This window comes from Acinetobacter sp. WCHAc010052 (assembly GCF_002165295.2).
GTDB lineage: Bacteria > Pseudomonadota > Gammaproteobacteria > Pseudomonadales > Moraxellaceae > Acinetobacter > Acinetobacter chinensis.
This window is the reverse complement of sequence record NZ_CP032143.1, coordinates 1,837,396-1,851,261: the sequence shown is the minus strand read 5'-3', so window position 1 is coordinate 1,851,261 and position 13,866 is coordinate 1,837,396. Positions and strand designations below refer to the sequence as shown.

The following is a 13,866-nucleotide window of genomic DNA, read 5'->3' as shown; positions in this document are numbered from 1 at the left end:
AACCCCAGTGCGCCAACACTGAGGTTTTAATTAACAGTCAAGGAGGGTTAACTATTAATGAATCAATCTGAGGAAAATCTTAACACCAAACCCGGTATTAGTATAGAGGGTAAAATGAGCGAACAGGATGCAGGAAGGGTTGCCATCATTATGGCAATTGGAAAATCGACATCATTAATACTTGCAAGTCTTGGCACTGTAATTACTGCCATAGCTCTGCTTGTATGGAGAATAAGTGGATGATAATCAAAAACCAATTAATCCATTAAACCGACCCGAATAAGGTCGGTTTTTTTATGCCTGCGCATCTATGAGCGCATTTAAATTATTATTTTGAGGTCTCTGATGTCAGGTAAAAACTTAACATTTAAATTAGTACTTGATGGTGATAGTAAGGGGTTAATCTCCGCTGCTAAACAATCCGAAGAGACTACTAAGCATCTATTTAAGGCAATAGAAAGTGAAGCAGAAAAGCTGAAAATTGCTTCAGGTGAAACATCAGCTCAAATTGGTAATTTAATCCCATCTGAAATCAAACTAAAAGTCAGTCAGTTGGTACAGGAGCTATCCAATGCGTCAAGTGCGCTTGAAGGTATTGGTGATGATGCACAGCTGAGTGGAAATAATTTAAAACAGTTTGGTGTATATGGTGAGCAGGCATTAAAGGGGTTGCAGGATGACCTTAAACAAGCCCGCTTGCACTTGAATTATCTTTCTGCCACCAATGCCACTCCGGCTGATATTCAGAATGCACAACAAGAAGTCAGGGAGCTTGAGGTAGGTGTAAAGCAGGTCAGGATTGCATTTGATGCTTATAGTAATGCTGCCGAATCAGCTTCCAGCTCTGTAGATGAGCTTGGTGATGAATCAGGTGAAACATCAGCTCAAATTGGTAAACTGGATACTGAGATAGCAGAAACCAATAAAGAGTTAAGCCAGACAAGATCAATTGCTGAGCAGGCAAGTCAGGAAGTTCGGGGTCTTAAAACTGGATTCTCAGCTTTAACAGGTGCTTTGGCTGCACTTGGTATTGGTACATCCGCCATGGAGATTGCTCAGACAGCTGATGAATACAAGAACTTATCAGCACGAGTCAATATTGCAATTGGAGATCATGGCAACCTTGAGCAGGCCATGAATGATGTGACCAGAGTGGCAATTGAGAGCAGGTCAAATCTCGTGGCCACGGGTGAGCTTTACTCTAGACTGACTAAAATTGGTCAGGAGATGAAGTGGACTCAGGGACAGGCGCTCGCCCTGACCGAAACCATTAACAAAGCAATTCAGGTGGGTGGTGGATCAGCAGCGTCAAATGAAGCTGCGATTACTCAGCTAAATCAGGCACTCGGTTCTGGTGTTTTGCGTGGTGATGAGTTCAACTCCATGATGGAGCAATCCCCAAGATTGGCGCAAGCTATGGCGGATGGGTTGGGAGTAACCACCGGTGAACTTAGAGAACTAGCGGGACAGGGCAAGCTGACAACTGATGTAGTTACTCAGGCGCTACTAAGTCAGTCTGAAAGAATCACAGAGGAGTTTAACAAATTCCCAACCACCATTGGCGCCTCAATTGAAAATCTTAAGACAGCATGGACTGTTTATATAGGTGAGGCGGATGCTGCTACAGGTGCAAGTGCTAAGGTTGCAGAAGCAATCAAATTTGTAGCTGAAAACCTGGACACAATTGTTTCTACATTAATGTTGGCGGGGCAGGCATTTATTGCTTATAAGGCTTTCAATATTGCGAAGGTCTTCCTGGATAAGGCTGCCGGCGTAAGAGCTGCATCAGTTGCAATTGCACAGGAAACTACGGCAGTTGTTGCCAATACACAAGCTCAGTTGGCGAATGCGGCAGCTACGCGTGGCGCAGCGACCGCTAAAACCCAGCTTGCCGCAAGTTCAGCTTCTTCAGTCACATCAATGGCCGCTACGGGGGGATCGGTAACTACCCTGATAAGTAGACTGGGGGCACTTGGTGTGGCGGTTACCGCTGTAGGTGTTTTGGTGGGTACGGTTGCAGTTCCATTTGGGACGTGGCTTGGAGAAGCCATAGCTAAAGCGGGAGGTTATGGCAAGGCGCTTGAAAAGCTCGAACAGCAGCAGTTACTGGAAGCCGCGCGAGCAAAAGTTTCAGCTGAAATTAAAGCAGAGCAGGCTGCTGCAGCAGAAAAGGCACGTGACAAGACTTACCAGCTGACAGAAGCATCGAAGCAGCTTGTCACCGAGTTTGACGAGATTATTAAAAAGGGTGAGCCAACAAAAGACGCCCTGGATAAAATCTCACAGGCTATGAAGTTTGATTCCACGAAAGGGATAAATGATGCTGTTACAGCATTAATTATGCTTAAGGATCAAGGGAAAATAACTGGTGATGAACTTCAGTTGGCGCTAGGTAAGGCGCTAAATGGAAAAGATCTACTTGTATTTGAAACCAATGCTCGTGCAGCATTTGCCGGCACTTCAAAAGAGGCAGAAAAAACAGCAGCGCTAACCGAAGCTGTGTTGAAAGCCGCATTGGAGCGTACCGGTCTAAGTACAGAGCAGTTGCAGGGTAAATTCTCACTTGCTTTTCAATCTGCATCCAATGATGTACAGGTCATTCTTGGTAACCTTGACCTATACAAGCAAAAAGGCATTGATACCGGATTGGCATTGGCATCCAATCTTAACAAAGCTATAGATACAGCTCAGACACGCGCAGAACTGGATTATGCGAAAGCAAAACTACTTGAGCTTGAGAAACAAGGTTTAGTCACTGGCGAACAGGTGGCTTTAGGACTCGGATTAATTGAGAAAAAAGCACAGCAGTTACCTAATGCGCTAAACCCTGCAATTGCGGCGTTTAATGCACTTGGAATAAAAACCAAAGAGCAACTTAATGAAGCAGCAGAAAGCGCCAAAAGAAATTTTGAAGTTGTAAGCAAGAGCGGACAAGCTACTGCCGATGGTATTAAGCAGGCTTACACCACCATGCTCAATGCTGCGATTGCATCAGGGGATAAGGCACAAATTGCAGCTGCGCAAGCCAAGGCTGCAAGTCATGGTCTAGCGGTCGAAATCGACTCCACCGGCAAAGCCTCAGTCAAATCAATGGATGAGCTGTCTGAAGCAAATACCCGCGTCAGACACTCAGCGGAGCGCATCGGTGATGGTTATAAGCATGCAGGACGTGTTGCACGTGAAGAAGCTGTAAGCGCATCTGATGCATGGAAAGCAGCTATTGCGAAAGCACGTGATGAGTGGAATAAGGAGATGAAGCGGCAAGGCGAATCACTCAGCAACGGCATCTATAACTATGACTCATACAACAAAGGAGAGGTCGTTTCTCAGATTAAAAGTATGGGTTATAGCGATGACGAAGCTGAGCGGCTGGCAGGCTCGATCTGGTCTCAGGCAATGAGTGCTGACCGTGATGCTAAATCTCAAAGTTTGGGTAAAGCAGGTAACCCGGCGCTGATGAAAATGATTGAGCAGGAGTTCAATAATGCATCTGCAAAAGGACAGACCACACAGCACGGTACAAACAAAGTGAATGAGTTGCTGCGTAATTTGACCGGAGGTAGCGCACTTGCATCGAACGGTTCTAAAGCACCAAAACCTGATTACTCTGAGCCTGCTATTGCGTCACCGAACTACAAGGTGCCGGAGGCTGATACCTCCAGATCAGTGGCATATCAGATCAGCATCGGTGGGGAAAATGTCACACTTTACGGAGATCCTGGTGCTGAGGATTCACTTGAAAAAATGCTGGCTCAGCTCGGTACGATTAAAAAGAGGACTTAATGAAAATTACCCGTATAAAAACATCTGAAACCGTCTCAATCGAAGACGGTTTTTTATGGACTGATGAATTCTCGTGGAAGCCGATTGAGCAGAAACAGGAGCGTGCTATTGACGGAACCCTGATTGTTCAGGAGGGGAAAAAGAAGTCCGGCAGACCAATAACATTGGAACCGGCTGACAGGTCGATGGGCTGGATCAAACTTCTGAATCTAAGAATCCTGTATGAATGGTCTACGACACAGGAAAAGTTTCTGATTCAGTTCGAGTGGCCACACGATAAACGCACTTTTACTGTGATTTTTAATCATGAAGCGGGTGCGCTTGAAGCAAAGCCGGTGAAAGACATTCCTGCTGTGTCTGAGCAGGATTATTTCAACATCACAATGCGGCTCCTGGAGTTAGAAAATGGCAATTGAAACAAAGGATCTTGTGATCTATAAGTCGGAACGACTGACAGACAACCCAGATGGTGGTGGCAAATATTCAGGTCAGGTCATTGTAGATGGTCAGAGCAACAACCTGTTCGATGACATTTCTGAAATGGACCGAACTATGGGTGATGTGTCGATGCGAAAGATATTCCCAGCAGTGACAACAGCTGACACCGACAAGCTGATGGGTGCGACAGTCTTCATCTCTGAAAACCCAAAAGACCCAAATGTTTCAGCACTGTTATTCAGTACAAAGTCATGGACTGATCAGCGAAAATCTGCGCAGAACCGAGTTGAAAACTATTTGGCTAAAGGCGCACAGGTCGCAGGAACACCACTCGACACCCACTGGCAGGGTATGAAGACACTGCAGGTGGCCATGTTTCCATCTGAAGCCGAGAGCGCCGTGGGTGAGACGATTGTTCTTGTTTCAAATGAGGGTAAGCCACTTCAGCATGAACAGTATTTGCGTATCACTAAGGTGGACACACGAATTGCATCAATGATGATTGATGGCAAGCAGATTGAGTACAAAGTTGTCACATACACGATCAATGATCCTTTGGATCAGGATTACCAGGGATTGTCCGCAAAAGACTGGTACAACAATGGAAAGTCTTTAACGATTGTACGTGAGTCCATTGTTGCTGATACGGGGGAATATTACTCATCTGTCGCACTGGCATCTGATATCAGTGTTGGTGACTTCACTGTAAATGCTGAGAGCATGTTCACTCAGTTGATTCCGTCCGCTCAAACCGAAACACCGATTATTGATGTGAATGCCGCTGGTGAGGGTATTGCGCTGGTACCAGGCAATGATGGCACGATTACTGTAAGTCTCACCGTGACGGTTGGAACAAGCCAGAATATGTACATTGGGTCTGGTGTGATGCCTGGCAGTGTGTCATTTTCTCTGTTTGGCAGTTTGATTACAGATCAGGGTGGATTACTGAAGAACTCTTCAGGTCTGCAGGTTGGGACAATTGACTACCAGCGAGGACTTATTCAGTGGACGGCATCTGCAGGTTCAGGCTGGGCTACAGTCAATCTGACGTTTAAGCCGGCATCTGCACCCAACCAGTATTTTCAGTCTTATTCGCTTCCTGTGACTCAACAAACCCAGTCTTTAAATTGGACAGGTGTGCTTGTTCCGGCACCTGCTCCAGGCAGTCTGAGTATTTCATATATGTCCCAGGGTAAATTTTATGAGCTCAAAGATGATGGCTCAGGGCAGCTTAAAGGTGTGAGTACGTCATTCGGCTCGGGTCGAATTGATTACAGCACCGGTTCATGGCTTTTGACCACAGGTGCCTTGCCTGATGTGGATACGCCGATCTTGTTGTTATGGGGTACGCCGATTGCAACATTTGTCAGATCCAGTTTGCCGGTTCTACCTGCAAAGATTGAGTTCGATCTTGGAAAGACTGGTGTGGCGGTGGGTGTTAAAGCCACATGGATGCTTGAGGGTGTGTCTAAAACAGCGACATCTGATAGCAAAGGGCAATTCAGCGGTGATGCTAAAGGGTTCATTAACTATGCAACCGGAAAAGGTTGCTTAATACCAAACTTATTACCACAAAAAGGCACATCGTTTGAGTTTGAATTCGATTACGGTGCAGGACTGGTTCAGGAAGTTCAACAGGTCATCCCAAACCAGGCTCATGAAATCAGATTTACGATCGGAACTGGTGCAGCAATCAAACCAAACTCTGTAACGATTGAGATTCCACTAACCTCCATGCTTGATGACAGTTTGATTCTTTTAGTGAGTGACGATGGCAGTGGAAAGCTGCTTGATGCTTTTGGTGATGAACAGGGCAGCATCAACTACAGCACCGGTGAAGTGGTTGCATCGCCAAAAATCAACAGTAATTACTTCTACACCAAGCCGGTTACAGGTTTTGAACTTTCTGCCTCAGCAGGCGGTACAAGTGGTGGTGGAAATATTCTGAATCCAAAATACACAACAACATACAAGCCGGTCAGCAATCCATGGGCAGGATATGTATCAGGATAAGCACTTATGACAATTTATCAGGCTCAACCAAGCAATATTGATGTTGCTCAAACTGAATATCGAACTTTTACACCAACCAATGGTATTAAAGCTCATTATCGGGACTCAGCCGATGTGAACAGTGGCACACACACTAAGCAGGCTGATTCGCTTAAGTTTGATCTTACATACGGTTTCAATGAGCAGATTCTCTCGAAATCTGTACGTTTTAAGCTCGGAAATGAAACTTTTGTAGATAACACCGGGACTGTTTTAAGAAATGTAGATCCAGGCAATGGTAGTGGAATTAGCTCGGGGCAGATCCATTATGGTAGTGGTGAAATTGAGCTGGCATCATGGACACCGGGGGTAGCCAATACGTTAAAACTGGAATCGCTGATTACTACAACTGATCTGCCGCCAATTAACCATGTCAGCTTCAGAACCCCTGTGGTACCGATACGACCAGGGTCACTGACCGTTGTTATTGCTTCGGTTGCTCATGGTCAGCTGACACTCCGGTTTAATGAAGATGGCGTGATTGAAACGGTGCAGGCGCACGGTCGAATCAATTACATCACAGGTTTTGTAGACATTTACTTCTACACAAAAACTGAAATGACGGAAGTTAATCGATCGGAAATTATTTCTCAGCAATGGTATGACCCATTACTTGAATATAGTGATGGGGAAAAAAGTTACGTCAATGTGCCGGTGTGGGTGCTTCCGGACTCTGTACGTTATAACGCCGTGGCATACACTTATATCCCACTCGATTCAGAGATCCTTGGGTTGTCTGCTACCCGTTTACCACTTGATGGGCGTGTGCCGATTTTCCGTGTCGGTGGGATTGGTATCGTGAGCTCAAGTAAATCAATGGACTTGCTGGATCATGTGGCGGGCAAAACTTACAGTCTGCCAGATCAGCGGATTTCCTGGTGTGAGCTTGAAGATTCAGCCGGGGTTAAAGTCCCATTTGACATGTATGTGGTGGATTATGATTACGGTAAATTCACACTGAACGGTGATTTTGCTGTAAATGCCTTGGTCCCACCATTCAAGGCAAAGTATCGCTATCAGGACATGGGTTTAATTCGTGATGTTCAGATCAATGGTCAAATCACATTTACAAAGCCAGTGACTCACAACTACGAAGCTGAAAATACAATTGTTGGAACAGCCTTGGTGATTGGTGAAATGCAGTCACGCTATACGGGTAAATTTGTACAGCAGACGTGGAATAGCATCTGGGCAGACGAACCCACGGGCGCTGCAATTTCTGCAAACTACAATGATGCCCTATACCCGATTGCCATCACAAATCAGGGTGCAATTCAGGAACGCTGGGCTATTGTATTTACTACTGATACAACCTCATTTAAGTGTATCGGCGAATACACCGGTGAACTAACAATTCGCGGAACTACAATGTCAGATTACTCACCACCAAATCCGGTTACAGGTGCTCCGTATTTCACGATCAAAAAAGAGGGATGGGGCGCAGGATGGGTGAGTGGAAATGTACTTCGCTTCAATACTGTTGCTGCTAATTTCCCTGTCTGGTGCATCCGGACGGTTAAACAATCTGAACCATCAGTTATATCTGACAAGTTTCAGATCATGCTGCGCGGTGACATTGACCGGGTAATCTAAAAGTTGAATCAGATATGGCCGCTTTATGCGGTCTTTTTTATGAGTATGAAAACATGGCGACAAGCAAAAGTGTTCAATTTACATTTGACGGAAATACTAATGCACCTCAACTTATCAGCAGCCAGGGGGCATTGGTCGCCCTACTTGATGCAGTTCTGGTAAATGGATATGGCAGTCAGGCTGTTGCAACCCTGGTAGCAAATAATGAAGGCGTTATTACCGCCTCATTTAATCTGACGCATAATTTTAAACCCGGTCAAATTCTGATGATCCAGGGAGGATCGGATAGTGCATTCAATGGCCGGTTTCGTGTAGACACAACACAGTCTAATAGCCTGACTTTTGTTGAGAAACTACCTGGAGCAAAAACAGCTTCAGGCACAATCACTGCAAAAGTTGCACCCCTAGGTTATGAAATTGCATTTACAGATGGTGCATTTAAGCGTGCTTATAAATCATTAAATCCTGAAAATGCAATGTACTACATCTTTGATGATAATCTCTGGACCGGTTGGTCTGCGAGCTACGCAAAAATCTGTAATGTCGGTATTGCATTTGAGATGACAGACATCAATACGATTGTTGGTTTGCAATGTCCATATGATGCAGCTAATCCGAATCAGAACTGGCAGTTGTCTGGATCCGGAAGTGCTGCTGTACCAGGCTGGGCTAAAGTGGTTTATGGGTGTTGGGCGCAAGGAGTGAGCACACACCTGAGTTCTGGAAGTGCGGGAAATCACACCTGGTCGATCATCGGTAATGATGAAGGTTTTTATTTATGTGCAGCCAGTGCACCGGCTGGAGCAAACCCTAATAAAAGTGCAGTCTGCCAATATTTTGGTAAATATCAAAGTTTTACTGAAAACTCTTTTAATTACCTGCTTTGTGGAAATCTTAAGCGCAGTGCTGCAGGCAACTATCAGGATATCAACAGTACGTTTCTATATCCAGGCGGGTTGCTGAATGATTTCCGTTCTGATTGTAAGTTGCTTGCCGACAGCACCGGTGTGGGTATCAGCACAGGAATCACTCCTTTACTTCCCTATGCCGGCCAATACCCAACAGGGAGTGGCATATCTCCGGTACATATTTTCGATGATACGACCGGAGTTAGTCTATTAAGAATTCCCTTTGCCAGGCAGAGTGATGGGGTTGTAGAGGGTGAGTTGCCGTTTGTACATATTGCCCTTCAATCGAGACAACATGTTTCTAATAGAATGGGGGTATATACACAACAGGTATTCAGGCATTCAAATGGAAATCATTTTGTTGAGATTAACAGCCTAATAGGTGCCAATACAAATATCTCAAGTTTCTTTTTTGAATTAAAGGATTGATTATGCAATTAAAAGTTCTTTCGAATAATCGCTCATTTTTGCCGCCCAAGACTGCAGTCCAATCATTCAAAGTAAAGGGCGTGATCAAGACCAACTATGTGAATACAGCCGGTGTGCTGGTGCGACTGTTTGCACGTAGCGATGCAACACTGGTTGGTCAGGCAATCACGGATTTGAATGGCAGTTACCAGCTAACAGTTCGCGATAAAGAAGATAAATTTCTGGTTGCTCATCACCCAAAGCGACTTTTTAATGCAGTTATTCAGGATAATGTGGTGCCAAAATGAGCAGACCATCTATAGCAGCAAGTGTCACGATGCTGCAAGGGCTTGCAAGCTACTTAGACCACGGAGACGCAAATGCAACCCTGGTTTTTTTTGATTCAATAAAGCCTGGGAGCACTGCAGAATCAGTTTCAGATGCAGACAAACTTCTAACTTTGGCTTTTCCAAAACCATGCTTTAAGGAATTAACTGACTCAGCAGTTGTACTTCATGCAACCGAAGCGGGTGTTGCTGTCAAAGCTGGCACGGCTAGGTGGGCTCGGTTGTATAACGGCGAGGGTGCAGCAGTTGTTGATATTGCTGCAGTCACAGACTTTGTTCTTGATAAATATGAATTTGTTGTCGGAGCAACCGTAAAACTTGATTCAGTAATTCTTAGTCCACAGTAAAATTGAGGTGGTGAATGTCAGACTATACGCCACCAGATGCCCTTAGACTTGATCTTAATTTTGTATCTGAATTAAAGCCTGTTGATAGCCATAATTTGCTGCTGAATTTTGGTTCTGAAGATGGGTTTAGCTATGCAAATATTCCCATCTGTACTGCTTTTAAAGTTCGAGCAATTGGTACTGTTGAGCCACCGATTGATGTTCGTGGATCTGCAAACATAAGCATCAATACCGGTTTTAAGTTTGCAGCGCACGGTAAATTTGATATCAATCATCTGCTCGGGGTTTATCTGCAAACTGCTGCAGCATTTCAGCATGCAACGCCTTCAATATCTACAATCTCAGCTCCATGGGCAAAGCCTGTATTCAGAGCACATAACAATGCCTTTTATACAGATAGCAGCAGCACTTTAAGTAACCAGGCAGTGATTGGATTTGAAAAAGCTGCATTGCTGTACAGATCAGTTAAAACACTGCATGAGCAGAGCACAGGGTTGAAAAGTGATGTTGGTCTTATCTGGCAGGAAACTGAAAAGAGGTTTATTGGATCCAGGTTTTTTGCTGATGTGGCGGTAAATCTTGAACTGCAAAGAGCATCAGACTGGGATGAGTTGGTCAGGAAAAGAAAGATCATCACTTATGAGCATGAAGTTGCCCATATCTTTGAAAAGAAATTTTCATATACATGGGATCGTGGGCTTGAGCTTGTTACTGACTTTGATATTTCCTGGGATAAAGCAAAATCAATCCACTACCAGAAACACAAAATCAAACCATGGCCAAAGCCGGAACCAGAGCGTTTCACAGGAAGTGGTGACTTAAATTTCACTTGTCTATGCACAGACCTAGATTCACACAATGTGATTCTCGATTTTGGTGCTGATGACTGTATACCCGGCCTTGCAGACAAAAAATGGTGGTATATTTTGAATAATTTATCTGTTCACCGTATTGATAGCGGTGAAAAAATTAAAGTATTGGACGGGAGGTACGGCACTGACAAGAGCAGTTGGTGTTGGTCATACAACTTAACTGTTCCAGCCTCTGAAAAACTCAAACTTGAATCAGTAAACGGTCAACCGGTTGTTCTCAGTATCAATGTCAATGGTAACGAGCATCATATGCTGCTTGAGAGTAGAACTGAAACAAGGCGTTTTGCTCAAGACACATACTCACTCACTGGTAGAAGTCAATCGGCACTGCTTGATGCACCATATTCACCTGTTCGCTCGTTCTTGCAAGAGAATGAGCGTACTGCACGACAGTTATGCCAAGCAGAGCTTGATCGGGTAAACAGCCCAATTCAGCTTAAGTGGGAGCTTATAAACGAGCTGAGCTGGATTCTGCCAGCTAATAGTCTCAGCTACTCCGGATTAACACCAATTGCTGCAATTAAGATGATTGCAGAGAGTGCGGGTGGGTTTGTATACAGTGAAAAATCAGGACAAGTCATAACCATCAAACCTAAGTATAAAAAGACCTTCTGGGATTCGATCAGTGTTGATGAGTACGACAGGCTGATTCCGCTCAGCATCACGACCACCCAATCGATCGATGATGCACTCTACCCTCATTACAACAGCATCACTCTAACAAATGACAGGTCAGGTGTTGCGGGGCAGGTCAGACGTACCGGCACAGCAGGTGATGTTGTTCTTGAGACTGTTAATAATCCGTTATTTACGGTTGAAAGTATGGGCGGTTATGGAAAATCTGAATTAGCAAAAGCGGGGTTAGTTGAGACTCACAGCTTAACACTACCAATTGCAGCGGAAGTTGGTGAGTGCTCACCAGCTGATTTAACTGCTTTTGATGCAGAGTGGTGGGGTATTACAGACGCTGTGAGTGTTTCATTTACTCATTCGGTTGTAACACAGTCAATAAAAGTGGAGCGGGTTAAACATGAGTAATGCGCTACAAAAATTTATTGATTTACTTCCTAAAAATGCAGAATTCATTGGTTCTGTTGAGTATGAATCACACCCAAATTACAAAGTCCTGGTTGTTGATGGGTCGGGTTTGGTGATGTGTACAAGCACAACCCGTTTCAGTGTAGGAGCCTGGGTATTTATCTCTGGTAATGAAATCAAGCGAGGAGCCGCAGTCAGCGAAGTGATTCAGATTGAAATTTAAACTATATGCACCAACAGGTGCTTTTTTATTGCCAAAAATAAGGGGGGCGGCATGTCTGAAACGACAGGACAAGCAATTGCTGAAGCAAGTGCAGCAGTTACATCTGTGTCAACAAAAACAGCAGTGGGAGGCTCAATAGCGGGGTTGTCGGGCAAGTTTTTAGGTTTAGATCCGGTTACAGCATTGGGTTTGGTTATTGCAATTGCGGGTCTACTTGTGAGCTTTATGAGTTTTTTAATTAACTGGTATTACAAGCGACAAGAGAATAAACGTGCAGATGAACTGCATCAAATTGCATTAAGAAAAGCGATCGGGGAATGCAATGTCAAAGACTAAATATTGGGTGGCAGGATTGGCAGCTTCAGCTGCTTTTTTTACGTCCTTAGAAATACATGAAGGTTATTCTGCAAAACCGTATAAAGATACTGGCGGAGTAGTGACGCAGGGCATCGGCTCTACAACCAAGCCCGATGGCGCTAAAATCAAAATGTCAGATCCTCCGATTTCACGAAAAACAGCTCAGGAATGGGCAAAATCGCATGTGGCCAAAGATGAAATCGCATTCAGGAAGTCACTGCAGGGTGTGAAGCTGTCGCAGACTGAATATGACGTTTTCTTGGACTTTACATACAATTTCGGACAGTCAAACTGGAATAGCTCATCGATGCTTCGAAACTTGAAGCAGGGTAAATACAGGGCTGCATGCGATTCACTGCTGAAATGGAAGTATGTGGCCAAGCGTGATTGTTCTGTCAGAAAAAATAACTGTTGGGGTGTCTGGACACGGCAGCTTGAGCGTCACAGTAAATGTATGGGAGTGCAGTAGATGCCTATTTTTTTAATTATGTGGAAGTATAAAAAATGGATCGCAACAGCGATCTTTATTTTTTTGTATCTGATTCAGATCGGGTACACAAATCATTTAGCGGGAAAGCTGAATGAAGCTGAAGCGAATTGTGACGTGCGTGTGGTTGAAGCTATCACCCCTTATGAAACTGCAATCACAAAGGCCAAAGAACAGAAGGCCATTACTGAAAAGTCTTGGTCGGATAAATATATTGAGGTGGAACAAAATGCGATTAAAAAAATACAAGATGCGAATGCTGCCGCTCGTAGTGCTGATTTGGCTGCTAGCGGGCTGTCAAAGCAACTCAGTGAAGCCAACAAACGTTTGTCCGGAGCTACCAAAGAAACCATTGTTGAGTACACCATTACCAGCAGTGAGTTACTCGAAGCTTGCACAGCAGAATATCGAAGCATGGCAGAGAAAGCAGATGGGCACGCAATTGATGTTGAACGATTGAGTGAGACGTGGCCTGAAAACACCATTAATTAATGGTGTTCTTCTCACTTAAATACCAACCCCTAAATCCAATAAATGCAGCAAATACGCATATCCCTAAAGCTAAAAATGTAATTCCAATCCAAATATACTTTAATCTACTGTAGAGCATAGCTTTGTGTGCGGTCTCTAAAACCTCATATGACATCTTTTCCATTTGAGGCTCCATTAGGGAGGCCTTATCCATTTCAGCTAATACCTCTTTTTGCTCAGTTTTGGACAAAGTTGCCTTATTCATAATGGAATTGTTATAAGCTTCGATGCCGTTATTTACATGGCTTGAATATTTTTTGTATTTCTCCTGAAACTCACTTCCTTTGATAAATGCTGAAATATAAGCTAACTCAGCCTTCTCATAGTTTTTCAGACAAATATCCATTAAGAAAACCATAGAAATGATACTGCTAATAGCTAGAAATTTATTTAGCGAGTCAGTTGGTATTGTTAGCAAAGCATTTTCCTTATTTTCGTTTTAATTGGGAGGGGATTTTAATAGAGCATAATCTAGTTTGATT

The 13,866-nt window shown here is 44.1% G+C and carries 14 protein-coding genes; 13 read left to right on the top strand and 1 reads right to left on the bottom strand.

Going from position 1 to position 13,866, the window contains the following annotated elements; translation table 11 throughout:
* The first annotated feature begins 57 nt into the window (after positions 1–57).
* The 13 genes from CDG61_RS09190 (at position 58) to CDG61_RS09130 (ending at position 13,345) form a co-directional block, all read left to right on the top strand.
* A complete protein-coding gene (locus tag CDG61_RS09190) occupies positions 58–243 on the top strand; it encodes a hypothetical protein (protein ID WP_087551430.1) in 186 nt (61 codons plus the stop codon).
* Positions 244–345: 102 nt separating this feature from the next.
* Positions 346–3,783 (top strand): tape measure protein, encoded by a 3,438-nt coding sequence (locus CDG61_RS09185; RefSeq protein WP_087551431.1) that lies wholly within the window; start codon positions 346–348, stop codon positions 3,781–3,783.
* Positions 3,783–4,199, top strand: a complete 417-nt coding sequence (locus CDG61_RS09180) for a hypothetical protein (protein ID WP_087551432.1) — start codon at positions 3,783–3,785, stop codon at positions 4,197–4,199. Before CDG61_RS09185 ends, CDG61_RS09180 begins: the two co-directional genes overlap by 1 nt.
* Positions 4,189–6,234: a hypothetical protein gene (locus tag CDG61_RS09175; RefSeq protein WP_228199561.1), complete on the top strand. Its 2,046-nt coding sequence runs from the start codon at positions 4,189–4,191 to the stop codon at positions 6,232–6,234. The genes CDG61_RS09180 and CDG61_RS09175 overlap by 11 nt, the downstream gene beginning before the upstream one ends.
* 6 nt (positions 6,235–6,240) lie before the next feature.
* Positions 6,241–7,866, top strand: a complete 1,626-nt coding sequence (locus tag CDG61_RS09170; RefSeq protein ID WP_087551433.1) for a hypothetical protein — start codon at positions 6,241–6,243, stop codon at positions 7,864–7,866.
* A gap of 14 nt (positions 7,867–7,880) precedes the next feature.
* Positions 7,881–9,203, top strand: coding sequence for a hypothetical protein (locus CDG61_RS09165; RefSeq protein ID WP_087551434.1), 1,323 nt, complete (start codon positions 7,881–7,883; stop codon positions 9,201–9,203).
* 2 nt (positions 9,204–9,205) lie between these two features.
* Complete coding sequence (locus CDG61_RS09160) at positions 9,206–9,490, top strand: hypothetical protein (protein WP_087551435.1); 285 nt, start codon at positions 9,206–9,208, stop codon at positions 9,488–9,490.
* Positions 9,487–9,876, top strand: a complete 390-nt coding sequence (locus CDG61_RS09155) for a hypothetical protein (RefSeq protein ID WP_087551436.1) — start codon at positions 9,487–9,489, stop codon at positions 9,874–9,876. Before CDG61_RS09160 ends, CDG61_RS09155 begins: the two co-directional genes overlap by 4 nt.
* Before the next feature lie 14 nt (positions 9,877–9,890).
* Entirely contained in the window at positions 9,891–11,786 is a 1,896-nt protein-coding gene (locus CDG61_RS09150; protein WP_087551437.1) for a hypothetical protein, read from the top strand.
* A complete protein-coding gene (locus tag CDG61_RS09145) occupies positions 11,779–12,009 on the top strand; it encodes a hypothetical protein (protein WP_087551438.1) in 231 nt (76 codons plus the stop codon). Before CDG61_RS09150 ends, CDG61_RS09145 begins: the two co-directional genes overlap by 8 nt.
* Positions 12,010–12,060: 51 nt before the next feature.
* The gene (locus CDG61_RS09140; protein WP_087551439.1) at positions 12,061–12,345 is read left to right on the top strand and encodes a holin; all 285 of its coding nucleotides are present in this window, start codon (positions 12,061–12,063) and stop codon (positions 12,343–12,345) included.
* On the top strand, positions 12,332–12,835 hold the full coding sequence (locus tag CDG61_RS09135) for a lysozyme (RefSeq protein WP_087551440.1): 504 nt from the start codon (positions 12,332–12,334) through the stop codon (positions 12,833–12,835). The genes CDG61_RS09140 and CDG61_RS09135 overlap by 14 nt, the downstream gene beginning before the upstream one ends.
* The gene (locus CDG61_RS09130; RefSeq protein ID WP_087551441.1) at positions 12,836–13,345 is read left to right on the top strand and encodes a hypothetical protein; all 510 of its coding nucleotides are present in this window, start codon (positions 12,836–12,838) and stop codon (positions 13,343–13,345) included. It abuts the gene before it with no gap.
* Here the strand turns inward: CDG61_RS09130 and CDG61_RS09125 are convergent.
* Positions 13,338–13,730 (bottom strand): hypothetical protein, encoded by a 393-nt coding sequence (locus tag CDG61_RS09125; protein WP_087551442.1) that lies wholly within the window; start codon positions 13,728–13,730, stop codon positions 13,338–13,340. The genes CDG61_RS09130 and CDG61_RS09125 overlap by 8 nt on opposite strands.
* Between the last annotated feature and the right edge of the window lie 136 nt (positions 13,731–13,866).